Annotated in this window: 23 protein-coding genes and 1 pseudogene; 11 read left to right on the top strand and 13 right to left on the bottom strand. The window is 64.2% G+C overall.

Features of this window, described 5'->3' with window-relative positions; translation table 11 throughout:
• Positions 1–116 precede the first annotated feature (116 nt).
• Positions 117–470 (top strand): VOC family protein, encoded by a 354-nt coding sequence (locus tag P6U29_RS03830; RefSeq protein ID WP_407119596.1) that lies wholly within the window; start codon positions 117–119, stop codon positions 468–470.
• A gap of 106 nt (positions 471–576) precedes the next feature.
• A complete protein-coding gene (locus P6U29_RS03825; protein WP_407116382.1) occupies positions 577–870 on the top strand; it encodes a GYD domain-containing protein in 294 nt (97 codons plus the stop codon).
• Between the two features lie 69 nt (positions 871–939).
• Here the strand turns inward: P6U29_RS03825 and P6U29_RS03820 are convergent, their stop codons facing one another.
• The 5 genes from P6U29_RS03820 to P6U29_RS03800 form a co-directional block, all read right to left on the bottom strand.
• Positions 940–1,896, bottom strand: a complete 957-nt coding sequence (locus P6U29_RS03820; RefSeq protein WP_407116381.1) for a tripartite tricarboxylate transporter substrate-binding protein — start codon at positions 1,894–1,896, stop codon at positions 940–942.
• A gap of 47 nt (positions 1,897–1,943) precedes the next feature.
• Positions 1,944–2,315, bottom strand: coding sequence for a cupin domain-containing protein (locus P6U29_RS03815; protein ID WP_407116380.1), 372 nt, complete (start codon positions 2,313–2,315; stop codon positions 1,944–1,946).
• Between the two features lie 19 nt (positions 2,316–2,334).
• Positions 2,335–2,940 carry a hypothetical protein gene (locus P6U29_RS03810; protein ID WP_407116379.1) on the bottom strand — a complete coding sequence of 202 codons (606 nt, stop codon included), beginning with the start codon at positions 2,938–2,940 and terminating at the stop codon, positions 2,335–2,337.
• A gap of 417 nt (positions 2,941–3,357) precedes the next feature.
• A complete protein-coding gene (locus P6U29_RS03805; protein WP_407116378.1) occupies positions 3,358–3,996 on the bottom strand; it encodes an RraA family protein in 639 nt (212 codons plus the stop codon).
• 21 nt (positions 3,997–4,017) lie between these two features.
• Positions 4,018–5,532, bottom strand: coding sequence for an AMP-binding protein (locus tag P6U29_RS03800; protein ID WP_407116377.1), 1,515 nt, complete (start codon positions 5,530–5,532; stop codon positions 4,018–4,020).
• A gap of 232 nt (positions 5,533–5,764) precedes the next feature.
• On the opposite strand from P6U29_RS03800, the gene P6U29_RS03795 reads away from it, so the two are divergent.
• Positions 5,765–6,388, top strand: coding sequence for a hypothetical protein (locus P6U29_RS03795; protein ID WP_407116376.1), 624 nt, complete (start codon positions 5,765–5,767; stop codon positions 6,386–6,388).
• 525 nt (positions 6,389–6,913) lie between these two features.
• Here P6U29_RS03795 and P6U29_RS03790 read toward each other — a convergent pair.
• The 3 genes and pseudogenes from P6U29_RS03790 to P6U29_RS03780 all read right to left on the bottom strand — a co-directional run bounded on the left by P6U29_RS03790 (position 6,914) and on the right by P6U29_RS03780 (position 9,440).
• Positions 6,914–8,079 (bottom strand): annotated as a pseudogene (locus P6U29_RS03790) (IS110 family transposase).
• A 125-nt stretch (positions 8,080–8,204) separates the two neighbouring features.
• Positions 8,205–8,414: a hypothetical protein gene (locus P6U29_RS03785; protein WP_407116375.1), complete on the bottom strand. Its 210-nt coding sequence runs from the start codon at positions 8,412–8,414 to the stop codon at positions 8,205–8,207.
• A gap of 18 nt (positions 8,415–8,432) precedes the next feature.
• A complete protein-coding gene (locus P6U29_RS03780; RefSeq protein WP_407116374.1) occupies positions 8,433–9,440 on the bottom strand; it encodes a 2-dehydropantoate 2-reductase in 1,008 nt (335 codons plus the stop codon).
• 162 nt (positions 9,441–9,602) lie between these two features.
• Between P6U29_RS03780 and P6U29_RS03775 the strand changes: the two genes are divergently transcribed.
• Positions 9,603–10,169 carry a YidB family protein gene (locus tag P6U29_RS03775; protein WP_407116373.1) on the top strand — a complete coding sequence of 189 codons (567 nt, stop codon included), beginning with the start codon at positions 9,603–9,605 and terminating at the stop codon, positions 10,167–10,169.
• Between the two features lie 28 nt (positions 10,170–10,197).
• Positions 10,198–10,470 carry a GlsB/YeaQ/YmgE family stress response membrane protein gene (locus P6U29_RS03770; RefSeq protein ID WP_174221543.1) on the top strand — a complete coding sequence of 91 codons (273 nt, stop codon included), beginning with the start codon at positions 10,198–10,200 and terminating at the stop codon, positions 10,468–10,470.
• 131 nt (positions 10,471–10,601) lie between these two features.
• On the opposite strand, the gene P6U29_RS03765 is transcribed toward P6U29_RS03770, so the two are convergent.
• Positions 10,602–11,387 carry an SDR family NAD(P)-dependent oxidoreductase gene (locus P6U29_RS03765; protein ID WP_407116372.1) on the bottom strand — a complete coding sequence of 262 codons (786 nt, stop codon included), beginning with the start codon at positions 11,385–11,387 and terminating at the stop codon, positions 10,602–10,604.
• A 235-nt stretch (positions 11,388–11,622) separates the two neighbouring features.
• Here P6U29_RS03765 and P6U29_RS03760 point away from each other — a divergent pair, with 235 nt between their 5' ends.
• From P6U29_RS03760 to P6U29_RS03750, 3 genes are all read left to right on the top strand, one after another.
• Positions 11,623–12,687: an acyl-CoA dehydrogenase family protein gene (locus tag P6U29_RS03760; protein ID WP_407119595.1), complete on the top strand. Its 1,065-nt coding sequence runs from the start codon at positions 11,623–11,625 to the stop codon at positions 12,685–12,687.
• An 18-nt stretch (positions 12,688–12,705) separates the two neighbouring features.
• Positions 12,706–13,866, top strand: a complete 1,161-nt coding sequence (locus P6U29_RS03755) for an acyl-CoA dehydrogenase family protein (RefSeq protein WP_407116371.1) — start codon at positions 12,706–12,708, stop codon at positions 13,864–13,866.
• A gap of 196 nt (positions 13,867–14,062) precedes the next feature.
• Positions 14,063–14,881: an enoyl-CoA hydratase/isomerase family protein gene (locus P6U29_RS03750; RefSeq protein WP_407116370.1), complete on the top strand. Its 819-nt coding sequence runs from the start codon at positions 14,063–14,065 to the stop codon at positions 14,879–14,881.
• Positions 14,882–14,976: 95 nt separating this feature from the next.
• Here P6U29_RS03750 and P6U29_RS03745 read toward each other — a convergent pair whose 3' ends face one another.
• From P6U29_RS03745 to P6U29_RS03735, 3 genes are all read right to left on the bottom strand, one after another.
• On the bottom strand, positions 14,977–15,729 hold the full coding sequence (locus P6U29_RS03745) for a hypothetical protein (protein WP_407116369.1): 753 nt from the start codon (positions 15,727–15,729) through the stop codon (positions 14,977–14,979).
• 2 nt (positions 15,730–15,731) lie between these two features.
• Complete coding sequence (locus P6U29_RS03740) at positions 15,732–16,520, bottom strand: enoyl-CoA hydratase (protein WP_407116368.1); 789 nt, start codon at positions 16,518–16,520, stop codon at positions 15,732–15,734.
• A gap of 163 nt (positions 16,521–16,683) precedes the next feature.
• Positions 16,684–17,889: an ABC transporter substrate-binding protein gene (locus P6U29_RS03735; RefSeq protein WP_407116367.1), complete on the bottom strand. Its 1,206-nt coding sequence runs from the start codon at positions 17,887–17,889 to the stop codon at positions 16,684–16,686.
• Between the two features lie 296 nt (positions 17,890–18,185).
• Here P6U29_RS03735 and P6U29_RS03730 point away from each other — a divergent pair, with 296 nt between their 5' ends.
• Both P6U29_RS03730 and P6U29_RS03725 read left to right on the top strand, forming a co-directional pair.
• A complete protein-coding gene (locus P6U29_RS03730) occupies positions 18,186–18,986 on the top strand; it encodes a thermonuclease family protein (RefSeq protein ID WP_407116366.1) in 801 nt (266 codons plus the stop codon).
• Positions 18,987–19,119: 133 nt separating this feature from the next.
• Positions 19,120–20,511, top strand: coding sequence for a M48 family metalloprotease (locus tag P6U29_RS03725; protein WP_407116365.1), 1,392 nt, complete (start codon positions 19,120–19,122; stop codon positions 20,509–20,511).
• Between the two features lie 125 nt (positions 20,512–20,636).
• Here the strand turns inward: P6U29_RS03725 and P6U29_RS03720 are convergent, their stop codons facing one another.
• Positions 20,637–21,965, bottom strand: coding sequence for an MFS transporter (locus P6U29_RS03720; RefSeq protein WP_407116364.1), 1,329 nt, complete (start codon positions 21,963–21,965; stop codon positions 20,637–20,639).
• Between the two features lie 183 nt (positions 21,966–22,148).
• Between P6U29_RS03720 and cyoA the strand changes: the two genes are divergently transcribed.
• Complete coding sequence (cyoA, locus tag P6U29_RS03715; RefSeq protein ID WP_407116363.1) at positions 22,149–23,309, top strand: ubiquinol oxidase subunit II; 1,161 nt, start codon at positions 22,149–22,151, stop codon at positions 23,307–23,309.
• Positions 23,310–23,316 lie beyond the last annotated feature (7 nt).

Genomic DNA, 23,316 nt, shown 5'->3' with positions numbered 1-23,316 from the left:
CCTCCTCATAGCAGAGCAGGATGCGGTTCGCCAGCCGCAAGGCGGGCCAGATCAACTGCAAGCTGAGCAAGGCGGCCGTACAATGCGCCGAGGTCCCTCTTGGCGGAGCAGCCCACATGATCGAGAGCATCAGCGCCATCACGCTCGGCACCCATGACATGGCACGTGCCGTGCATTTCTACCGCTCGCTCGGGTTCGAGCTGCTGTATGGCGGCGAAGCCGCGGCATTCACGAGCTTTCGCGCCGGCAGCGGCTATCTCAACCTGACGGCGCAGCCGGACGACAAGCACTGGTCCTGGTGGGGCCGCGTCACTTTCTATGTCGCCGACGTCGACGCCACCTATGAGCAGGCGCGCGCTGCAGGATGGCAGCCGTCGACCACACCGCGCGATGCGGAATGGGACGAGCGCTACTTCCATCTCACTGACCCCGACGGCCATGAGCTCAGTTTTGCGCGGCCGTTGTCATGACCGGATAAGTCGCATCTGCTGACGTTCCAACGCGCAAGTAGCGCTCTCTTGCCCGCCGTGGCAAGCTCGGCACGCGTTCCTCAACTTCTAACCAGGGAGGACGACCATGGTAACCTATGTTGTGCTGGGGAACTTCACGGATCAGGGAGTCCGCAGCGTCAAGGACTCGCCGAAGCGGGCCGACGCCTTCAGGGAGATGGCCAAAACGTTCGGCGTGACTGTGAAAGAAATCGTCTGGACGCAGGGACGATATGACGTTGTGACCGTTCTTGAGGCTCCAGATGAGGCTGCCGCGATGTCGCTCAGCCTTAGTCTCAGCGCACTCGGCAATGTCCGCACCGAGACGCTGCGCGCGTTTTCGGCAGCGGATATGACAAAGATCGTTGGCAAGATGCTCTGACGCTCAGGCCCGCGCGAGCGCACCGGACCTGCCACCGGACCCGGGATGGCAATCCCGGGCAGAGGCCTTTTACGCCCTGATATTATTGTCCTTCACCACCTTGCCCCAATAGGCGACCTGCTTGTCGAAGAAGGTCTTGAACGCGGCGCCGTCCTCAAGCCGCAGCGTCATGTGCTGGGTGTCCTTGAGCTGGGCGGCGGTCGCGGGCTCGCTCAGGATCTCCCTGGATGCTGTCGCCATGGCCGCGACGACATCGGGAGGCGTGCCGGTCGGCGCGAAAATGCCCCACCATGCCAGCGTCTCGAAATCGGGAAAGCCGGCCTCGATTGCGGTCGGCGTATCCGGCAGGGCCGGCAGCCGCTCGCGGCCGAGCTGCAGGATCGGGCGCAGCATGTTGGTGCCGAGCTGGGCGGCGACCAGCGCCGCCGATCCCGCGATGAGATCGACATGGCCGCCGAGCACGTCGTTCATCGCCGGGCCGCCGCCGCGATAGGGCACGTGCATGATCTCGACGCCGGCCTTGCTGCCGAGCACGGTCATGGCGAGATGGCCGAGCGTGCCGATGCCGACCGATGCATATTTCACCGCGCCGGGCGTCGCCTTGCAGGCCGCCACCACATCGGCAAAGCTCTTGTAAGGGCGACCGGCACCTGCGGCGATCACGTAAGGCGCGGTGCCGATCAGCAACACCGGCATCAGCTCGCGCTCGACATCGACCGGCGGCTTGTCGAGGATCGACGGAATCACCGCATGGGAATCGAACGTCACCAGGAAGGTCGAGCCGTCCGCCGGGCTCTTCGCAACCTGCGCCGCACCGAGCGCGCCGGCCGCGCCGGATTTGTTCTCGACCACGACGATGCGATTGAGCTTGGTCTGCAAATTGCTCTGCAGCAGCCGCGCCATGGCGTCGGTTGATCCGCCCGGCGGAAACGGTACTACCAGCGTGATTTTCGAGACCTGCGCGCTCGCCGGTGCCATCGCGAGGATGGCGGGCGCGGCCAGCAGCGCCCGTCGTGTGATCGTCATGGTCCCCTCCCTTTGTGTGTAGCGCTTTGCTTTTTTGCTTTTGAGCGCTAGGTCGTTCCGAAGCCCGACCCTGCCTTTTTGTATTCTGGCCGCGGCGGACTGAAGATGTCCAGCACGCGGGCGCCCTCGGGGCCGGCGCGCATGGTGTGCGGCACGTTGCCGGGCGTGCGCCAGAGATCGCCCTTCTTCACCGGGATTTCCTCGTCACCCTGGACGCGAATGGCCGAGCCGTCGAGCAGCACGCCCCATTGCTCCTCGGGGTGATGGTGCAGCGTGCCTTGCGCATGCGGCGCCAGCGTCACAACCGACAGCATCGCCTGCTCGCCGGAGAAGATGCGCGTCGTCACGCCCGCGGCAAGCTCGCGGAAGAGGCCGTCGTTAGGATTATCGATGTTGTGGAATTCGTCCTTCTGGCTCACGGCATTCTCCCCTCTACGTTTATTTTGCGGCAGACTGGCTCACGACAGTCAGAAGCCGATCTTTGAACTCCCCCTTCAGGGTCACGTACACGCTGGACCAACGCCCAGCCTTGAAGTCGCAGCCGCCTTTCGGACAATAATCTTTATCGTGATGGTCGCCACTCAGAACGCCAAACAGCGTCATTCGATTGTCGCGCATGCGAAACAGGGCGCTACCGGACGCCCCAACTTCAAACTCGCAGTTCGTTTGGAATATCGCCCAGTCCATGACGGCGCGCACCTGACACTCCTGCATCGTCTTGTTGAACTGCCCGTACTTGTCCTTCTTTCCCGTGGCTTCGATATCATAACCGACGACCGCCAGAACATGCTCCAGCTCGGCCAGAATTTCCGTCCGTTCGTAGATCTCGTAAGGCGTCACTTCCGCGGGAAACACGAGTTTTGCGATAGCCCAATCGTTGACGGCCGCTCTCGGGGCAGCATCGGCGCAGGTGCCCATCCATAGGGCCGGCGACAAAGGAATGATCCGCCTCTCCGTTTCCGAATAGTACTCGAAGATGCACTTCTCGGGTAACGTATGTGGTTTGCAAAGATCCCGAAACGCGTGAGCCGCCGTCGTGATCACGTCGCGCGCTCCGGTTACTTGAGCGCTGCTAACTCCGCCCGGGCACCGCAGGGCTCCACTCGCTGCAAAGCGCTTTCCTACCTCACTCGGAGACAGACCATTTGCCTTTGCGTACGCCTCTTCCGTCATTCGCCGTACTGAACCTGTTGAAGCGACAGTGACGAACGGCGGGAGGGAATCATTGCTGTTGGCCTCGCGCATTTCCCGAGGGCCAACCTCGTTGTTTCCAGAGGCCAACAAAAAGATAACACTAGGCAGGGCGAACGCGTATTTCCCTATCATCTAAAATAATCCAGTATCAAAAGCATGAGACAAGTTCGGCCGAAACAGGACTCGTGAAATCACTTTAGAAAGTAGCAATGGCCGACCTCGGCTTTCAATCGCCTCAGCCATTGCCTGAGTTAGGACCCGCCTCGATCAGGCCTTGCCGTAGGAGCCCTGATAGCGCCCCTCGCGGATCGCCTTCATGGTCTCCTCCTCGCGCGCGACCTGGGCGCGCACCGCTTCGAGCAGCGCCGCTGCTCCCGCGGCGGGAAACGACACCACGCCGTCCTCGTCGCCAACCACGATATCGCCGGGCGCAATCACGCTGCCGCCGACCGTAACAGGCACGTTGATCTCGCCGGGGCCGTTCTTGTAGGGGCCGCGATGGATCACGGCGCGGGCGTAGCAGGGAAAGTCATCGGCGGCGAACGCCGCGACGTCGCGGATCGCGCCGTCGATGACATAGCCTTCGGCTTTGCGCCACTGCGCGATGTTCTTCATGATCTCGCCGACCAGCGCGCGCGTCTCGTCGCCGCCACCGTCGACCACGATGACGTCGCCGGGACCCACCAGGTCCAGCGCGCGATGGATGGCAAGATTGTCGCCGGGTCGCGTGCGCACGGTGAAGGCCGTCCCCACCAGCTTGCCGCCGCGGTGATAGGGCCTTAGCCCCACTGCTCCCGGCAGCCGGGCGAGATTGTCTGAGATCACCGAGGTCGGCGAGTGCCTGAAACCTTCGATGATATCGGCCGACGGCTTCGGCACGCTGCTCGCTGCGATGGTGATCGTCATGTCAGTCCTTCCGTATTTGTCTTATTCGGCGTGCGCCCGCGCCTTCGGCAAAATCCGGAAGGCGCGCCCCTCCTTCATCCACGCCGCGCGCTCATCGCGCAACAGCGTGCGGCGAACTTTTCCGGAATCATCGCGCGGCGGGGCACTGACGAATTCGAAGCTCTCAGGATGCTTGTAACGGCTGAGCCGGTCCTTGAGGAAATCTGCCATGCCGTCAGCAATGGCCTGGCCGTCGACATCGGGCTCCGGCTCGATGATCGCATGCACACGCTGGCCCAATTCCGGATCGGGAAGGCCCACCACGACGCACGAGCGCACGCCGGGAGCCTCGGACACCGCGGCCTCGACCTCGGCCGGATAGATGTTGGCGCCGCCGCGCAGCACCATGTCGGCGAGGCGGTCGCCGAGATAGAGATAGCCTTCCGCGTCCAGCCGGCCGATATCGCCAAGCGATTCCCAGCCATCGGCGCGACGCTTCGGCTCGGCCCCGAGGTAGTGATAGGTGGCATCCTTGCCGTCATTGTTGAGGAAGTAGATCTCGCCGGTCTCGCCCGGCGCGACATCGTTGCCGTCCTCGCCGATGATGCGAAGCTTTGCCATGTCGCCGATCTTGCCGACCGAGCCCTTGTGCGTCTGCCACTCGGTGCCGGAGATGATGCAGGCGCCCTGGCGCTCGGTGCCGCCATACAGCTCCCAGATCCGTTCAGGTCCGAGCCAGGCGATCCAGTTCTCCTTCAGCCACGGCGGCATCGGCGCCGCCATATGGAAGACCGTCTGCAGGCTCGATAGGTCGTATGAGTTGCGCAGGCTCTCCGGCAGCGCCCAGATTCGGTGCATCATGGTCGGCACGAAATTGACCCATTGCACGCGTTCGTGCTCGATCTGGCGCAGCGTCTCCTCGGCATCGAATTTGGTGAGGCCGGTGAGCTTGCCGCCGGCGAACAGCGCATAGTGCGACACGATGAACGGCGCATTGTGATAGAGCGGGCCGGGATTGAGCAGCGAGACGCCGAAGGGAATGTTGAGCGGCGGCGCGGCGACGGTGTCGATCACCGCTGGATGGTGATCGAGGATCACCTTGGGACGGCCGGTCGAGCCACCTGAGGTCATGGCCTTCCAGTAGCGCGCCACCGGCGGATTGAGCGGCTCGTCCGAAAAGCCTTCCGGCACAAAGTCCGCAGGCAGACGGTTCGGTGTATTCCAATCGGCCTCGCCGCCGACCACCAGTGCAGGTTTGAGAATGTCGAGCACCGCGGCGGCTTCGCCGCGCGGCAGCCGCCATGACAGCGAGGTCGGCGTCGCCCCGCACTTCCATACCGCAAAGGAGGTCTCGAAGAACGCGTTGCCGTTGGGCAAACCGATCGCGACGAAATCGCCAGGCTTGACACCCTTGGCCGCGAATGCCCGCGCGCGCCGGTTGGCGCGACGCTCGAGCTCGTCCCATGTCAGCGTGTCCTGCCCATGACGGATAGCGATCGTGCCTTGCGGTTTGCGCTCGGCGTACCAGCGCGGCACATCGGACAGGGGGAGCAGCATCAGGCGTTTCCACTTCGTTTTCTTGGCGTCGCCGCGGGGAGTGAGGCGTTCGCAACGCAAGTGTAACAGCCTGCCGGCGCAGCGCTGTGACTCCCACGCCACGTCAAGCACAAAATGTCAGCATCCCAGCCATGAAATTCCCGGGTTCCATGGGTGACAAGGCGGCGATAAAGGGGCAAAAATCCGGCTCGACTCAGTTCGAGTTGAGTCTTGTAGGGAATGCTCTCGTAGAATGTCGGCCGTCGTTACATCGCGTCGTGCAGCGCTGCTTGTCGTTGCCGCAACAGGGTTTTACCTGCTGATGCATGCGCATGCCGAGGCGCAATGGTGGAAACGTGCGCCGGTCGATTTCGAGGAATGCGCCGACGCCGCCGAAAAGGCCGCAACCAAGACCGAGAAGACAGCTGCGCTCGCCGATTGCAACGCCAAGTTCGCCGGCCGCCGCAAGCCGGGCGGCGGCTATTCCTACTACGACTTCCTCCAGGATCGCACCTTCGACATCGCTGGGCCGAACCCGACTCCGGAGGAGCAGAAGAAGATCGACGAAGCCTACACCGCCTATCTTGCCAACCAGCGCCGCAGCAATGAAGCGGCCCAAGCCACCGCGCGGCAGCAGCGCGAGCAGCAAGAACAACAGGTGCAGCAGCTTCAGCAGGTCGCGCTGCGAACCGAAGTCGAGCGCGTGCCGATCCCGGTCGAGCGGCCCAAGGTTCAGCAGGCTGTAGGCGCGAGGCCAAAGAGTGCGCCCTGCACCAAGGGCTCGTTCTCCTGCGAATGGCCGCGGCTATCGGAAAGCCTGAACGATCTGAAGAAGCTGTTCAACCCGACACCGAGCAAGCCCGCAAAGAAGGGGTGAGCTCACGACAGGCGTCATTGCGAGCGCAGCGAAGCAAATCCAGAGTCTCTCGGGAAAGATCCTGGATTGCTCACATGGGGATTTGATGTGTCAAGATTTATGGTCAGCTCTTTGTTCGATTGCAGGCCAGCTCTTCGTCCCGACCGCGGAACTTTTCGGATGGCGCGCGCAGATCAGGTCAAGACCGGCCCGTGAGGGCCGCCGCGAAGCGGCTTGGTCTTGACCTGAGCGAGCACGCCTTCAGGCTCGTTAGGTCGGGAAGTGCGGCGTGAACTACTCCTATGGTTGGCGATCCAAGGGTCGAGCCGGTTTTGGCAATCTGGTTTGCATGCCAGATCAAACTCACATTCGGTCGTTGCGCGGTGGCAACTGCACCAACATTCCGCTTGCGGCGGGCAGGCTCGAGAGGACGAGACCCTTCTTCGTTACGGCGTTTGAAGCCATGCAATCCATCGGTTCGTCCACCCGGATCGGCCGAGGCTGATCAACCTCGGCGGATTGGTTTTGAGGCTGAGAGGCGTGGTGTCAGGCGCCGGGCTTCACCACGGCTCCCTCGATCACGACGCCGGCGGTCACGTATTTCCACAGGGCCACGAGCAGCTTGCGCGCCAGCGCCACGATTGTGCGCTTGCGGCCGCGCTGGCTGTTGGCCTTGAACCACTGGGTCAGAGCCGATTGAGGCTGGTGACGTATCCACAGCCAGGCGAGCTGGATCATCGTGGTTCTCAGGCGCGGATTGCCGGCCTTCGACACGCCCTGCTCACGCTCAATGCCGCCACTGCGCCATGGCGTGGCCGCAAGACCGGCATAGGACGCAACCTGGCGGCGGTTGGTGAACTGACGGTGGAAGGCCTCCGACCAGAGAATGGCAGCAAAGTTCGGGCCCAGGCCCTTCAAGTCGAGCAGCATCGCGACCGGGTTCGATGCAGCCTTCTCGCCTGCTGGTCGGCTTGCAGCCAGCAATGCATCCTGCTCGCGCTCTACCGCCGCGATCTGGTCGAGCAGAAGTTCGAGCCGGTCGAGCTCGCGGCTGATCTGCGCCTTCAAATGCGCCGGCAGCAGCCGCCCGTCCCCGTGCGCAAGGCCTCGAGCCGCGTCCGTCGATCGCGCCGCAGCGGCACGTAGTCGAATATCCCTTGCGCAAACAGAACACCCTTGATCCGGTTCACATGCACGATCCGCTCCGCGATCAAGGTCCGCCGCTCCCGGCAAAGCCTGCGGCGGTCCTCTTCTTCCGGAGAGGGGGCAACGACCATCGCGCAGACCCGTGGCTCGCCGCGCTTGTAGGCCAGAAGCGACCGCAACAGCGTCTCGCCGTCCAACCGGTCCGTCTTGGCCCGCCGGCGTCGGCGCGGCGTCGCGATCGAGGCCGGATCGACCACGTAGCTCTCGACGCCCTCCGACTGCAGAGTGCGGTGAAGCCAGAACCCATCCAGCCCCGCCTCCTGGATGGTGATGATCGGATAACTCTCGCCCGTTCGCGCCTGGGCCTTACGCTTCAGCGCTGCAAAGAGCTTCAAAAGCTCCGCAATAGCGCCGGCCTTCACGCTGTGTTTGGACATCTTCTCGCCCTTGCCGGGCGACAGCGATGTAACCAGCCATGTCGAACGGCTCAGTTCCAATGACACAAAAATTGCGCCAATCTGCGTCCGGATAGCGGCCAGTCCGTCGGAAAGATGATCGAGCAACATCGTTGTCTCCAGGTTGAGTGCTTTCAGCAACCTCAGTCTGGCCTCAGACCCGGTCGCTATCCACTCCCCATGGAATCTTCGCTGCGCTCGCAATGACGAGGTGGATGGAGCTCCGCTTCCAATCCTCAGTTCGTGTGCTTCTTCTTGCCGCGCTTCGGCTTGACCGCCGGCGCACTCGCGGGATCCGCAATCGAACCACTCAATTGCGACCTGCTCTCCTGCAACCGCCTGTCATAGCCGGGAGAGTTCACGACCGTCGGTGGCCTCGCATAGGCGAGCGTCGATGCGCCGCAGAGCGCGGCCAGCGCGACCCCGATCATCAGACAACGCTTCATGGCGTTCCTCCTTCGCACTCACGCCACCCCCCGGATCTGCTGCGGCGTCAGCCGCGGCGGGCCGTTGCCGGCCGCCTCGGCTTCCTTGATCAGCGCAACAATGCGGCGCATCAGCGGCACGTTCACGCCGTTTTGCTCGGCGAGCGCGATGACCGCACCCTGGAGATGGTCGATCTCGGTTTTACGGCCCTGCTTCAGATCCTGCCACATCGAGGAGCGCGCCTCGGGATCGATCTTCATGGTTCGCCCGAGGATCGCGTTGAAGATCATGTCAGGCAGCCGCAGCAACGTCGGCGTCCACTTCATCGGGATCGGCGTCGACGAGACCGGCGCGATGCCGGCGGTGTTCAGCGCAGCCAGCCCTTCCGCCATCTGGTCGGCGAACAATCTTCGCCAGTCGCGATTCGCCAGTTGTGCGGCAAGCGGCATGTCGGACAGCGCGCTGAGCGCATTGTTCAGATTGATGATCAGCTTGCCCCATTGCACGCCGGTGATGTCACCGCTGGCGCGCACCGCAAGACCGGGCACCGAGAGCGCCCCGGCGGTGTTCGCCTCGTCTTCACCGACATGGATGTCACCGGAGCTCGAGCGGTGGAAGCGCCCCTCGCCCATCGCGACCACGTTGAATGGCACCATGCCGGCGAGCACGCGCCGGCTGTCGAGGCGTTCGCGCAACACCGCGACATTGCCGATGCCGTTCTGGAGCGAGACGATGACCGCATCCTGCGGCGCATGCTGCGCAATCTGGTCCGCGATATCGGCGGTGTCGGCGCTCTTCACCGTCACCAGCACGATGCCGGCGCTGTGGAAGATCGCAGGATCCTCCGACAACGCGAGCTGCCCCGCGCCGAGGCTCTTCTCGGAGCCGTCGAAATTGGTAAGCCGCAGGCCGAATCGCTCGATCTCGGTCTTCACCCGCGGCCGCACCAGCAGCGCGACACGGCGGCCGGCAACGGCCAGCATGCCGCCGACGAAACAGCCGATGGCGCCGGCGCCGGCCACCACGATCGGTCGATCCGTAACCACTGAGCTCGCTCCCTGAATGACCGGCCTTCGATAGCAGAGGTGAGGCCAGCTGCCCATCGCGTCGCAGGTGCCTTGTAACCGTCATGAGTGCCCCATATGTTTTCGCCCCGGGGGCAGTCAGCGGCGAGCACTCGCCGAACGAGAACGCCAAAGGAGAGTACCATGGGTCTACTTGACGTCCTCAACGGCATGCAGAACGGCCCGCGCGGCCCAAGCACGCCCAGCTCCGAGCAATCCTCCGGCGGCATGTCGCCAATGACTATGGCGCTGCTCGGCTTACTCGCCTGGAAGGCGTTCAAGCATTTCACGGCCAACCAGTCCGGCTCGGCGCCGCAACCGTCACCGTCGCCCGCGCCTCCGCCGGTGAACGCGGGTGCGGGTGGCGGTCTGAGCGATATACTGAAGGGCGGCCTCGGCGGCCTGCTCGCGGGCGGCGCGGCCGGCACAGTGCTCAGCGGCGGGCTCGGCGATCTCCTCAACCAGCTGCAGCAGAGCGGTCACGGCGACACCGCGAATTCCTGGGTCGGCAAGGGCGAGAACAAGCCGATCGCGCCGGGCGACCTCGCCAGCGCACTCGGCGCCGACCAGATCGACAGCCTGTCCGCCCAGAGCGGCCTGTCACGCGAGGAGCTGCTCTCCGGTCTCAGCCAATATCTGCCGCAGGTGATCGATCATCTGACGCCGGACGGACGGCTGCCGACTGAGAACGAACTCTCGCGGCGAATCTGATGGCAGTCTCGGGAAGGGGAGCACACTCATGAGCATGGGCGGCCTGTTGTGGATCATCGTCGTCGGCTTCGTCGCCGGCCTCATTGCGCGCTGGCTTGCGCCGGGACCGAACAATCCGAGCGGCTTCATCCTCACCACTATCCTCGGCATCGCCGGCGCCTTTCTGGCGACCTTCGTCGGCCAGGCCATCGGCCATTACAGCCCCGACCAGGGCGCCGGCTTCATCACAGCGACGATCGGCGCCGTGGTGGTGCTGTTCATCTGGCACCGGCTGGTGGCCAGCGGCGTGATCAAGGGGTGACGGCTTAATCTGTGGATTGAGGCACACCGTCTCCTCACACTCCGTCATTGCGAGGAGCCCTTGCGACGAAGCAATCCAGGTTATTTCCGTTGAGGGATTCTGGATTGCTTCGCTTCGCTCGCAATGACCAGTCACGTAATCAAATGCATCCCCGCATCCATGCGCACGACCTCGCCGGTCATGTTGCTGGAGGCCGGCATCGCCAGGAAGCAGACGAGCTGCGCGATGTCTTCGGCGGATGAGGCAACCTTGAGCGGCACCTTCGCCACCACGCTGTCGCGCACCTGCTTGGCGCCCGCCTCGCCGCGGCCCTTGGTGAACCAGGGCGTGTCGATGTAACCGGGGCAGACCGTGTTGACGCGGATCAGCGGCGCGAGCGCGCGCGACAGCGACAGCGTCATCGTATTCAGCGCGCCCTTGCTCGCAGAGTAGGCGATCGACGAGCCGACGCCACTGATGCCGGCGACCGAGGACACGTTGACCACTGCCGATGGACGCCCCGAAGCCTTCGCAGCGGCTTCCAGCAGGCTGCGCGCCGCGCGCACCATCTGGAACGGGCCGATGGTGTTGACGCCGTAGACCCGCTGGAAATCTTCCGCCGACAATCCGTCGAGATCGGCGTGAGCTACGTGCTTGGTGGTGCCGGCATTGTTGACGAGGATATCGAGCCGGCCCCAAGGCGCAGCGGCAGCGACGATCTTGCGGCAATCCTCATCCTTTGAAACGTCGCCCTGCGCGACCAGGACTTCCGCGGCGCCGGCCTTGCGGCAGAGCTCAGCCGTCGCCTCGGCCTCCTTCTGGCTCGACGCATAGTTGATGACGAGCCGCGCCCCGCTCCGTGCCAGAATTTCCGCGGTTGCTGCGCCAAGGCCTGAGGCAGACCCCGTCACGATTGCGCACAAGCTATCCTTTGCCATCCCGATTCCTTCCCCTGTCTCTGATCTCGGCGTCCTCTTTAGCGAGTTTGCCGCGCCCTGCAAATCGAGCAAACTCCGCTAAGCGGAATTAGCCTCTTATTGATCCTTGCGCCCATGCCCGCGCCGCAGGTTGACCTGCGATCAACGCTTGTCAGGGCCATGGCTTTTTCCGATCATCGGGCGCAAGAAGAACCTGCGCGCCGGCCCGCGCCAATGGCAAGACACGGGGAACGCTGTGGCGGAGAGTGACAATATCGTCGTCGAGACCGCGGAGAAAATCTTCGCCGATCTCGCCGATCCGCAAGAAATCAACAACGACAAAAAGAATACGTGGCAGGCGCCGCTATGGCAGGCGCTAAGCGAAGCCGGCCTGCCGCTGTCCTGGGTGCCGGACGATCTCGGCGGCTCCGGCGCAAGCCTCGCCGACGGCTTTGCGCTGCTGAACGCCGCCGGCCGTTTCGCCGTCGCGGTTCCGCTGGCCGAGACCATGCTGGCCGGCTGGCTGCTGGCGCAGGCCAGGATCGCCTCGCCCGACGGCGAGATGACGGTGCTGCCGGCGTCTCCGAAGGACCGCGTCAGCCTCGATGCCGACGGCTCGCTCTCCGGCCGCGCCCGCGGCGTGCCATTCGCAAAGGCGGCAAAGCATTTTGCGGTGCTGGCGCACGGCAAGGACGGTGTTTCCATCGCGCTGGTCGATGCGACCAAGGCGCGGATCGAATCCGGCCTCAATGTCGGCTACGACCACAGCGACACCGTCACGCTCGACAGGGTTCAGCCAATCACCATCAAGCCCGCCCCGAAGGGCCTTGACCAAACCGTGCTGATGCTGATGGGCGGTGTCGCGCGTAGCCTCCAGATCGCCGGCGCGCTGGAATCCATGCTCGACATCTCCGTGCGCTATTCCAACGAACGCGTCGCCTTCGAGAAGAAGATCTCGAAATTCCAGGCAGTGCAGCACAATCTCGCGCGGCTTGCTGGCGAATCGGCCGCAGCGCTCGCGGCTGCGACCTCGGCCGCCGATGCGATTGCGAATGCAAGATCGTTCAACGACGAGGTCTATCTCGAAGCCGCCTCCGCAAAAATCCGCTGCGCGGAAGCAGCCGAGAAAGGCGGCGGCATCGCGCATCAAGTCCATGGCGCGATCGGCTTCACCATGGAGCACATCCTGCATCGCTATTCGCTGCGGGCGCTGGCCTGGCGCGACGATTTCGGCTCGGAGAGCTACTGGGCCGTCGAGCTCGGCAAGCTCATAGCAAACCGCGGCGCCGACGAATTGTGGCCGCTCGTCGCTTCGCGCTGATCAGGGGACGAGACAACAATGACCGCTGCCCTCCGTTTCGATCCGATCCGCCTGCCCGAGAAATGCGAACAATTGCGCAAGGAAGTCCGCGCCTTCCTCGCCGAGGAAATCGCTGCCGGCACCTTTGATCCGCACAAGCCCAACCGCGAAGACACCGACGCGCCGGAATTTTCCCGCCGGGTCGGCGCCAAGGGCTGGCTCGGGATGACCTGGCCAAAAAAGTATGGCGGCCAGGAGCGCTCCTTCCTCGAGCGTTATGTGGTGACCGAGGAGATGCGCGTCGCCAACGCGCCGACGCGGCGCTTCTTCGTCGCCGACCGCCAGAGCGGCCCGGTGCTGCTGAAATACGCACCCGAGCACATCAAGATGGACATCCTGCCGCGCATCTGCCGCGGCGAGATCTGCTTTGCCATCGGCATGAGCGAGCCGAACTCCGGCTCCGACCTGTTCGCGGCGAAGACGCGCGCGACCAAGATCGACGGCGGCTATCTCATCAACGGCACCAAGATCTGGACCTCGTCGGCACACATTGCCGACTACATGATCGCGATCTTCCGGACCTCGCCGCCGACCAAGGAGAACCGCCGTCACGGCCTGACCCAGTTCCTGGTCAAGATGAAGCAACCGGGTATCAAGGTGAACCCGATCGGCCAGATCACCGGCCAGTACGAGTTCAACGAGGTCGTCTTCACCGATCACTTCATTCCCGACGATCACGTTCTCGGCGAGGTCGACGGCGCCTGGAAGCAGGCGACAAGCGAGCTCGCCTATGAGCGCTCGGGCCCCGAGCGTTTCCTCGAAACCTACTACGTGCTGACCGAGCTGGTGCGCGCAGTCGGGCCCAATCCCGATACGCGCAGCGCCGAAGGCATCGGGCGCCTGGTCGCGCAGCTCCACACCATGCGGCGCATGTCGGTCTCGGTCGCCGGCATGCTCGAAGCGGGCAAGGAGCCCGTGGTCGAGGCGTCCATCGTCAAGGACATCGGCACGGTCTGGGAACAGCAGCTGCCGCACCGCGTGCGCGATCTCGCCGCCTTCGTCGAGGAGACCGCGACCAACCGCGAGACCTTGGAGCGGCAGCTCGACTTCGCGATCAAGACCGCGCCGAAACTCACGATCCAGGGCGGCACCACCGAAGTGCTGCGCGGCATCATCGCCCGCGGACTTGGCTTGCGGTAACGCTCGTGGCGACCTGTCAGCCTCGCGCTCCGATCACCTCTCCCATAGGGAGAGGTCGATTTGCGTCAGCAAATCGGGTGAGGGGTTTTGCTCTCACGAGGGGCCGTAACCCCTCACCCGGCGCTCCGCGCCGACCTCTCCCTATGGGAGAGGTGGTTCTTCGCTACGGACGTATCGAGTTGTTTGGAGACAATCTATGAGCACGTATAAAGATATAGGCGTCGAGAAGGTCGGGCATGTCGGCACCATCGAGATCCGCCGCCCGCCGCTGAACTTCTTCGACATCTCGCTGATCAACCAGATCGCGGACGCGCTCGACGAATTCGACCGCGACATCGAGATCCGCGCCTCTGTTCTCTCCGCGCAGGGCAAGGCATTCTGCGCCGGCGCCAATTTCGGCGACCCGGCACGGCAGGCGCAGGAAGCGCGCGAGGCCGAGCAAGCCAAGAAAGGCGATCCGGCCGACAATCTCGGGCCGATCAGCCACCTCTACATCCAGGCGGTACGCATCTTCCGCGCCAAGAAGCCGATCGTCGCGGCCGTGCAGGGCGCGGCCATCGGCGGCGGCCTGGGCCTTGCAGTGTCGGCCGACTTCCGCGTCACCTGCCCGGAAGCGCGCTTCTCCGCGAATTTCACAAAACTCGGCTTTCATCCCGGCTTCGGCCTGACCGTGACGCTGCCCGAGCTGATCGGCAAGAACAATGCCGAGCTGATGTTCTACACCAGCCGCCGCGTCACTGGCGAAGAGGCCTACAAATGGGGCCTCGCCAACGAGCTGGTGCCGCAGGACCAAGTGAAGGCGGCCGCGATGAAGCTCGCCGGCGAGATCGCCGAATGCTCCCCGCTCGGCCTGCTCTCGACCCGCGCCACGATGCGCAATGGCCTCGCCGACCGCGTCATGGCCGCGACCAATCACGAGCTCGCCGAGCAGACGCGCCTGCGCGCGACGGAGGATTTTAAGGAAGGCGTGAAGGCCACGGAAGAACGGCGCGTGGCGAATTTCAAGGGAAGGTGATTGCGGCGGGATCTCGCCGTATCAGTTTGACATCGCAAGAGCCTCCCCTGTCGTCCCCGCCTAGTGCGCAAACTCGCACGTGGGGCGGGGACCCCTCAAGCCACAAGCCGGAACGTCACCCCGCCGAGCAGAAACTCATTGCCCGCGACCGCGAGCCCCTTCGCCTTTGCGGTATGCAGCACCTGAGCCGTGTCAGTCACCCGAAACTCCAGCGCGCTCATGATCTCGCTGGTGCCCTTGACGAAGCGGAAGGTTGCGTTCGGCAACTTCAGTTCGGCACCGCTACTCGGCGCAACGCCGATGATCTTCCCCCAATGCTCGGCGAGTCCCTGCGGGTCCGGGCTCTGCATCTCCACCGCCGTCAGCGCCTCCGTCACATCCGTGCGGATGAATTTTTGCCAGTCGGGTCCCGCCGGCGGATAGGCGCCCAGAATGTCGTCGCTGCCGTCGGTGTGGTTGAACTCGATGAAGGCGGCGCGGCAGTCGCGGGGGTGAAGCTGCACGCCGTGATAGGGCGCATGGTCGATGACGTTGGCCGTGCGCACGCCGAGCGCGTTGGCGTTGCGGCCGCGCTCGTCCGGATCATCGCAGCAGAAAATCGCCATGTAGCCGCCGCGGCCGCCGGTCTTCTCGATGAAGCGGCCGGCCGTGGTGCCGTCCTTGAAGGGCGCCACGACTTCCAGCAGTATCGTGTCGACCGGGAGCAGCGCGTTCTCCAGGCCGTATTTTGCGACATTACCGTCGCGATAGCAGATGGCCAGACCCATGATCCGGGCGATGTCGGAGATCACCGGCTCGAGGTGCGGCGCGACCAGGCAGATCTGCCGCAAGCGCATGTAGGACGACATGGTCACTCGCCCCTGAAGACGGGCTTGCGCTTCTCGACGAAGGCTTTTGCGGCCTCCTTGTGATCGGCGGTGTCGCCGCAGCGGGTGTGGTGGATCGCCTCGCCGTCGAAGCAATCCTCCAGCGCCAGATGCTCGGCATTGTTGATGTTGCGCTTGATGTAGCCGAGCGCGATCGAGGGCCCTTGCGCCAGCGACAGCGCGAGCTCGTGCGCAGCGGTGTCAATCTCGGCGTCGGGCACGACCTTCGTCACCAAGCCGATCGCGTGCGCTTCCCTCGCCGTGAGCACCGGCGACATCAGATAGAGCTCGCGCGCCCGCGCGCTGCCGAGCAGCTGCGTCAGGAAATAGGTGCCACCATAGTCGCCGGAGAAGCCGACCTTGGCGAACGCGGTGGTGATCTTGCAGGATTCGCTGGCGATGCGCAGGTCGCAGGACAGCGCCATCGACAGCCCGGCACCGGCCGCCGCGCCATCGAGCTGCGCCACGACGGGCTTCGGCATCTGATGCAGGATGCGCGAGACCTCCATGCCACGGCGGAGGTTTGCGAGCTTCTGCTCGAACGGCAGCGGCGCGCGGCCTGCTGCCATCGACTTGACGTCGCCGCCGACGCAGAACGAGCCGCCCGCGCCCTTGAACAGCACCGCCCGCACCTCGGGATCATCCGCCGCGCGACGCGCCGCCTCGACCAGGCCGGCGACCATCTCCGGGTTGAGCGCGTTCTTCCGCTCCGGGCGGTTCATCGTGATGGTGAGCAGCCCGCCTTCGAGCTTTTGCAGGACCATGTCGTTCATGGGGCGCCTCCCTTGTTGTTGTCTAGCCGAGCCATCTGCCCACCCGTCATTGCGAGCGAAGCGAAGCAATCCAGAAATGTTTCCGCGGAGACAGTCTGGATTGTTTCGTCGCCAGCGCAAAATTGCTTCGCAATTTGTCGCGGGCTCCTCGCAATGACGATCTCTATTTCTTCACCAGCGGGCAGCGCGACTGCTCGAGCGACTGGAACGCCTCGCTGCCGGGCACGGTCGCGAGCAGCTTGTAGTCGTCCCAGCGGCCCTTCGACTCCGAGGGCTTCTTCACCTCGAACAGGTACATATCGTGGATCATGCGGCCATCCTCGCGGATCTTGCCATTCTTGGCGAAGAAGTCGTTGATCGGCGTCTCCTTCATCACCTTGATCACCGCCGCGGCGTCGGTCGTGCCGGCCGCCTTCACGGCTTTGAGGTAATGCGTGACGGAGGAATAGACACCGGCCTGCGCCGAGGTCGGTACCCGCTTGGTGCGCTCCATGAAACGCTTCGAGAATGCGCGCGTGTCGTCGTTGAGGTCCCAATAGAACGCTTCGGCGAGCAGCAAGCCCTGCGCGGTCTCCAGCCCGATCGAGTCGATATCGGTGACGAAGGCGAGCAGCGGCGAGACCTTCTGGCCACCCTTGGTGATGCCGAACTCCGCCGCCTGCTTGATGGCGTTGATGGTATCGCCGCCGGCATTTGCGAGTCCGATCACCTTCGCCTTGGACGCCTGGGCCTGGAGCAGGAAGGACGAGAAATCCGACGTGTTGAGCGGATGGCGCACGCTGCCAAGCACCTTGCCGCCGGTCTTGGTCACGACGGCACTGGTGTCCTTCTCCAGATCCTGGCCGAAGGCGTAGTCGGCGGTGAGGAAGAACCAGCTGTCGAGGCCCGATTTCACGGCCGCAAGACCGGTCACATTGGCCTGGCCGTAGGTGTCGAACACGTAGTGGATGGTGTAGGGACCGCAGGCCTCGTTGGTGAGACGGATCGAGCCCGGGCCGTTGAACATGATGATCTTGTTGCGCGCTTTCGCGATCTCGCCGGCGGCAAGCGCGGTCGCCGAGGCCGCGACGTCGTAGATCATCTCGACACCCTGGTTGTCGAGCATGTCGCGGGCGATGTTGGCGGAGAGATCGGCCTTGTTGAGATGGTCGGCTGCCAGCACCTGGATCTTGCGCCCCAGCACCTCGCCGCCAAAATCCTCGACGGCCATCTTGGCCGCGGTCTCGCTGCCGGGGCCCGTGATATCTGCATAAAGGCTCGACATGTCGAGGATGCCGCCGATCTTCAGTGGCGGCTTGTCCTGGGCCTGCGCGGCGCTCGCATTGAGGGCAAACGCGGCGGCAAAAATGCCGGACAAAATAGTCTTCATCGAATACGACCTCCCTTTATCGCCTGTCTTCTAATGGCGGCTTAGTTATTGCTGTTGCCGCAATCATGCCGCATGCGCGAGAGGGCAGCAAGCGCGGGGTGCTGCAAGCGTACGATTGCCGCGCATGTTTTCCGCAAAACGGAATGGTGAGAAGCGGACAAATGCTTCCACGTCATTGCGAGCGCAGCGAAGCGATCCAGGGCCTTTCCGCAGAGGCGGTCTGGATTTGCTTCGCTACGCTCGCAATGACGGAGTATGGCGAAGCCTCTTCGCGGCCCACTACGCATGGGCTATGATTGCCGCGCAATGCAACCTATCCGGGCCACGTGACGCGACTGCTCCATCTCATCGTCGCATTTCTCATCATCGCGGCTAACACGGCGTTCGCGACGCCGTGCCAGTTCGAGTCTCAAGGCGAAGGCCGCGTCGCTGCCATCGTCGATGCGCGCAGCGTGCGCCTCGATGACGGGCGCGAGATCCGCCTGACCGGCATCGAGCCGACGGCGACCACGAAGCAGGCGCTGGCATCTCTGCTCACCGGCCGCGACGTGACGCTGCGCAGCCCCGACGACACGCCCGACCGCTACGGCCGCCAGGGCGCGCTGGTCTTCATCGGCGAAGCCGATACCTCGGTGCAGGCGATGCTGCTCGCCCAAGGCGACGCCATCGTCTCCGCGGAGATCGCGGACAAAGACTGTGCGGCCGCCCTGATGGCGTCCGAGGCCACGGCACGGCGCCAAAAAATGGGCAATTGGGCTGACCAGTCGGCCATAAAAAACGCGGAAAGTCCGGACGATATTTTGGCAGGGATCGGGCGTTTTATGGTGGTCGAGGGCAAAGTCCTGTCGGTCCGGCAAGCTGGGGCAATGACCTACCTCAACTTCGGACGAAGCTGGACACGCGGCTTTGCGGCGACTATCTCAAAGCGTTCGTTACCGGCGTTCGAGAGCGCCGGAATTACCCTTAAGTCCTTGGAAAATCGACGTGTTCGAGTTCGGGGCTGGGTCGAGGGGAACACGGGGCCGCGTATCGATGTACGCCTCGTGGGACAGGTCGAGCTGCTGGGCGCAAACGAGCCGACAGGGGTAAGGCCCTAAAAGGGCCGGGCACGGGTTAAGCGACGTGAATGGGGTGCTAGAACGGCACGAACGAGGTGATGGCTGCCGCCTGCGGGCGACGCCGGCTGCACTGTGCCTTGTCCTGGGCACGGCCCTCGCCGGTTGTGGCGATATGGGCCGGTTCCAGACCGCGGCGCCCCCGGCGACCGTGGTGATGCCGAAGCCGAAGCCCGCCGTGGCGCAAACCCCCGCCACCGAGAAGGAGCACGAACGCATCCTGGCGAGCTATGGCGGCACCTATGACGATCCCAAGCTCGAGGCGCTCGTCAGCAAGACCGTCGACCGGCTCGTCGCGGCCTCCGACCGTCCCGACCAGGGCTACAAGGTCACCATCCTCAATTCCGGCGCAGTGAACGCCTTTGCGCTGCCGAACGGCCAGCTCTACGTTACGCGTGGCCTGCTCGCGCTCGCCAGCGACACTTCGGAATTGTCCTCCGTGCTCAGCCACGAGATGGCGCATGTGCTGTCCAAGCACGCCGCGATGCGCGAGGACCAGGCCCGCCAGGCCGCGATCGTCACCCGCGTCGTCACCGACATGAGTAACGATCCCGATCTCACCGCGCTGGCGCTCGCCAAGACCAAGCTCACCATGGCGAGCTTCTCGCGCAAGCAGGAGCTCGAGGCCGACGGCATCGGCGTCGGCATCTCCGCCAAGGCGCATTTCGACCCTTATGGCGCTGCTCGCTTTCTGTCGGCGATGGAGCGTAATGCCGAGCTGAAGGCCGGCAAGAGCTCGCTCGATCCGCGCGCGCAGGATTTCACCTCGTCCCATCCGGCAACCCCGGAGCGGGTGCAGAACGCGCAGAATATCGCGCGGCAATACACTGCGCCTGAAGGCGCCGAGCGCGACCGCGAAAGCTATCTCGCCGCGATCGACAATCTCGTCTATGGCGAAGACTCCAGCCAAGGCTTTGTCCGCGGCCGGCGCTTCCTGCATCCGAAGCTCGGCTTCACCTTCCAGGCGCCGGACAATTTCACGCTCGACAACACCGCGCAGGCCGTGATCGGCGTGCGCGAAGGCGGCGCACAGGCGATGCGTTTCGACGTCGTGCGCGTGCCGGCCGAACAATCGCTCGGCGACTACCTGAATTCGGGCTGGATGGAAGGGGTCGAGAAGGCCTCGACCGAAGACCTCACCATCAACGGTTTTCCGGCGGCGTCCGCCACCGCCAAGGGCGATCAGTGGCAGTTCAAGGTCTATGCGCTGCGCTTCGGCAGTGACGTCTATCGCTTCATCTTCGCGACGCGGCAGAAATCGACCGAGAGCGAGCGCAACGCGCGCGAGACCGTCAACTCATTCCGCCGCCTGACGCTCGACGAGATCCAGGCCGCGCGCCCGCTGCGCATCAAGGTCATCACCGTGCAACCCGGCGATACCGTGGAATCGCTTTCCCACCGCATGGCCGGCGTCGACCATCCCGCCGAGCGCTTCCGCGTGCTGAACGGCCTCGATCGCACCGCGCAGGTGAAGGTGCGCGATCGCGTGAAGATCGTGGCGGATTGAGCTGCGCTGGCGCGCGTCGTAGCCCGGATGGAGCGAGGCGCAATCCGGGATTTGTGCGGCCGGTCAGTCTGCCCCGGATTACGCTGACGCTCCATCCGGGCTACGTATCGCGTGCTGCTTGAGCCTTAACGCCCCGTGTCCATATCACCCTTCTCGCGCTGGCCGCTGAGCCAGAGCGCGAGCAGGGTCCAGAACGCGCCGGACAGCAGATACGCGCCCGAAGCGATGACGCCGAGATTGGTGGCGAGCAGCAGCGCGACCAGTGGAGCAAAGCCGGCGCCGAACAGCCACGCCATGTCGGAGGTCAACGCCGAAGCCGTGTAGCGGTATGCCTGCCTGAAGTTCGAGGCGATCGCGCCCGAGGACTGGCCGAAGGACAGGCCGAGCAGGATGAAGCCGATCACCATGTAGATGGTCTCGCCGAACGCGCCGGCATCGAGCAGCTGCGGCGCGAAGCCGCTGTAGATCGCGATCGCGATCGCCGATCCCATCAAGAGCGACTTGCGGCCGACACGGTCGGCGATGATGCCGGAGACAACGATCGCGGCGACACCGAACACGGCGGCGACGATCTCGATGATCAGGAAGCGCACCGGGCTTTCGCGGGTGAACAGGAACACCCAGGACAGCGGAAACACCGTGACCATGTGGAACAGCGCGAAGCTTGCCAGCGGCGCGAACGCACCGAGCATGATGTTTTGGCCTTCGCGCGCGACGGTGTCGGAGATGCGCGAGGGCTGCAATTCGCGGGTCTCGAACAGCGAGGCATATTCCTCGGTCGTCACCATGCGCAGGCGGGCGAACAGCGCCACGACGTTGATGGCGAAGGCGACGAAGAACGGATAGCGCCAGCCCCAATCGAAGAAATCATCGGCCGAGAGGTTGCCGGCGAAATAGGCGAACAGCGCGCTCGCCACGATCAGTCCGAGCGGGGCGCCTAGCTGCGGCACCATCGCGTACCAGCCGCGCTTCGAGGCCGGCGCGTTCAACGCCAGCAGCGAAGCCATGCCGTCCCATGCGCCGCCCCAGGCCAGACCCTGTGCGATGCGCGCCAGCGCCAGCAGCCAGATCGCGGCAACGCCGATGTCGTGATAGCCGGGCAGGAACGCGAGCGCCACGGTCGCGGTGCCGAGCAGGAACAGCGCCGAGATCAGCTTCGCCGTTTTGCCGTAGGCACGGTCGATCGTCATGAAGATGACCGTGCCGATCGGCCGCGCCATGAAGGCCAGCGCGAAGATCATGAAGGAATAGAGCGTGCCGGTCAGTTCGCTCGCGAATGGGAACACCAGGCGCGGGAACACGATCACCGAAGCGATCGCGAAGACGAAGAAGTCGAAAAATTCCGAGGTGCGGCCGATGATGACGCCAATGGCGATCTCGCCGGGACTGGCCTGGTCGTGGCCGTGTTCGCCCGTGTGGAGGTCTGCCATTGCGGGGGTCTGTGCCGTCGCCATTCGTGCGCCCTTAACGTCCTGAAAACCAAAGCCGAACGCCCGGCCGGACGCCAGGCAATCTGCCCCTGTCTGACCTAACCTCCCGCACTGCAACATTGGACAAATTGTCCAATGTCCGGATTGTTGCGCCGCAGCTACCCGTTGGCCCCGCAAAGGAAACTCATTTTCTCAAAGGCTCGGCCCGTGTCTCGTCTCAAGATCCTGGCGCTACTACCTCTGACTGCCGCACTCAGCGGCTGCGACTACGTCGTGCTGGCGCCAGCCGGCGACATCGCTGCCCAGCAGCGCGACCTCGTCATCATCTCCACCGTCCTGATGCTCCTCATCGTCCTCCCCGTGATGGCGCTGACGGTGCTGTTCGCCTGGCGCTATCGCCAGTCCAACACGGCCGCTCGCTACGAGCCGGAATGGGACCACTCGACCAAGCTCGAGCTGGTGATCTGGTCGGCGCCGCTCTTGATCATCGTCTGCCTGGGCGCGCTGACCTGGATGGGCACGCATCTGCTCGACCCCTATCGCACCCTCGGCCGCATCCATGCCGACCGCGCCCTGGACCAGTCCAAAGCCCCGCTCGAGGTCGACGTCGTCGCGCTCGACTGGAAGTGGCTCTTCATCTATCCGGACTACGGCATCGCCACCGTCAACGAGTTGGCCGCGCCGGTTGATCGCCCGATCAACTTCCGCATCACCGCCTCGTCGGTGATGAACTCGTTCTACATCCCCGCGCTCGCCGGCCAGATCTATGCGATGCCGGGCATGGAGACCAAGCTCCACGCCGTCGTGAACCACGTCGGCACCTATAAGGGCTTTTCGGCGAACTACAGCGGCGCCGGCTTCTCCGGCATGCACTTCAACTTCCAGGGCCTCGACGACAAGGGCTTTGACGCCTGGATCGCCAGCGCCAAATCCGCCGGCGGCTCGCTCGGCCGGGCCGAATATCTCCAGTTGGAGAAGCCCAGCCAGAACGAGCCGGTGCGGCGCTGGGGCAGCGTCGATGCCGATCTCTACCGCCTGATCCTCAACATGTGCGTCGAGACCGGCAAGATGTGCCAGAGCGAGATGATGGCGATCGATGCCAAGGGCGGCAACGGCCATGAAGGCCTGAACAACACCCTGCCGCTCACCTACGACAAGTACGCCCGCCGCGGCACCGTGCTCGGACCGGAGCCGACCTTCGTCGCCGGCACCTGCACGCCGGATGCGCCGCAAGGCCAGACCACGGCGTCGATCAAGGCGCCCACTGACACAATGCCGCTCATCGGCGCCGGCCTGAAGCGGCCGTCGTTCACGCCGCTGAAGTCCTCGTCCTTCTTCCTCGGACTGCGTCCGAAGTCAGACTCCTAAAGAGAAC

This window comes from Bradyrhizobium sp. LMG 9283 (assembly GCF_045571415.1).
In the GTDB taxonomy this organism is placed as follows: domain Bacteria; phylum Pseudomonadota; class Alphaproteobacteria; order Rhizobiales; family Xanthobacteraceae; genus Bradyrhizobium.
This window is presented reverse-complemented; position numbering and strand designations above follow the sequence as displayed.

Excerpts from the sequence above, each read along its gene's own strand:
- P6U29_RS03830 (WP_407119596.1), top strand. The coding sequence starts at position 117 with ATGATCGAGAGCATCAGCGCCATCACGCTCGGCACCCATGACATGGCA.
- P6U29_RS03825 (WP_407116382.1), top strand. The coding sequence starts at position 577 with ATGGTAACCTATGTTGTGCTGGGGAACTTCACGGATCAGGGAGTCCGC.
- P6U29_RS03820 (WP_407116381.1), bottom strand. The coding sequence starts at position 1,896 with ATGACGATCACACGACGGGCGCTGCTGGCCGCGCCCGCCATCCTCGCG.
- P6U29_RS03805 (WP_407116378.1), bottom strand. The coding sequence starts at position 3,996 with ATGACGATCACCATCGCAGCGAGCAGCGTGCCGAAGCCGTCGGCCGAT.
- P6U29_RS03800 (WP_407116377.1), bottom strand. The coding sequence starts at position 5,532 with ATGCTGCTCCCCCTGTCCGATGTGCCGCGCTGGTACGCCGAGCGCAAA.
- P6U29_RS03795 (WP_407116376.1), top strand. The coding sequence starts at position 5,765 with ATGTCGGCCGTCGTTACATCGCGTCGTGCAGCGCTGCTTGTCGTTGCC.
- P6U29_RS03785 (WP_407116375.1), bottom strand. The coding sequence starts at position 8,414 with ATGAAGCGTTGTCTGATGATCGGGGTCGCGCTGGCCGCGCTCTGCGGC.
- P6U29_RS03775 (WP_407116373.1), top strand. The coding sequence starts at position 9,603 with ATGGGTCTACTTGACGTCCTCAACGGCATGCAGAACGGCCCGCGCGGC.
- P6U29_RS03770 (WP_174221543.1), top strand. The coding sequence starts at position 10,198 with ATGAGCATGGGCGGCCTGTTGTGGATCATCGTCGTCGGCTTCGTCGCC.
- P6U29_RS03765 (WP_407116372.1), bottom strand. The coding sequence starts at position 11,387 with ATGGCAAAGGATAGCTTGTGCGCAATCGTGACGGGGTCTGCCTCAGGC.
- P6U29_RS03755 (WP_407116371.1), top strand. The coding sequence starts at position 12,706 with ATGACCGCTGCCCTCCGTTTCGATCCGATCCGCCTGCCCGAGAAATGC.
- P6U29_RS03750 (WP_407116370.1), top strand. The coding sequence starts at position 14,063 with ATGAGCACGTATAAAGATATAGGCGTCGAGAAGGTCGGGCATGTCGGC.
- P6U29_RS03745 (WP_407116369.1), bottom strand. The coding sequence starts at position 15,729 with ATGTCGTCCTACATGCGCTTGCGGCAGATCTGCCTGGTCGCGCCGCAC.
- P6U29_RS03740 (WP_407116368.1), bottom strand. The coding sequence starts at position 16,520 with ATGAACGACATGGTCCTGCAAAAGCTCGAAGGCGGGCTGCTCACCATC.
- P6U29_RS03735 (WP_407116367.1), bottom strand. The coding sequence starts at position 17,889 with ATGAAGACTATTTTGTCCGGCATTTTTGCCGCCGCGTTTGCCCTCAAT.
- P6U29_RS03725 (WP_407116365.1), top strand. The coding sequence starts at position 19,120 with ATGGGCCGGTTCCAGACCGCGGCGCCCCCGGCGACCGTGGTGATGCCG.
- P6U29_RS03720 (WP_407116364.1), bottom strand. The coding sequence starts at position 21,965 with ATGGCGACGGCACAGACCCCCGCAATGGCAGACCTCCACACGGGCGAA.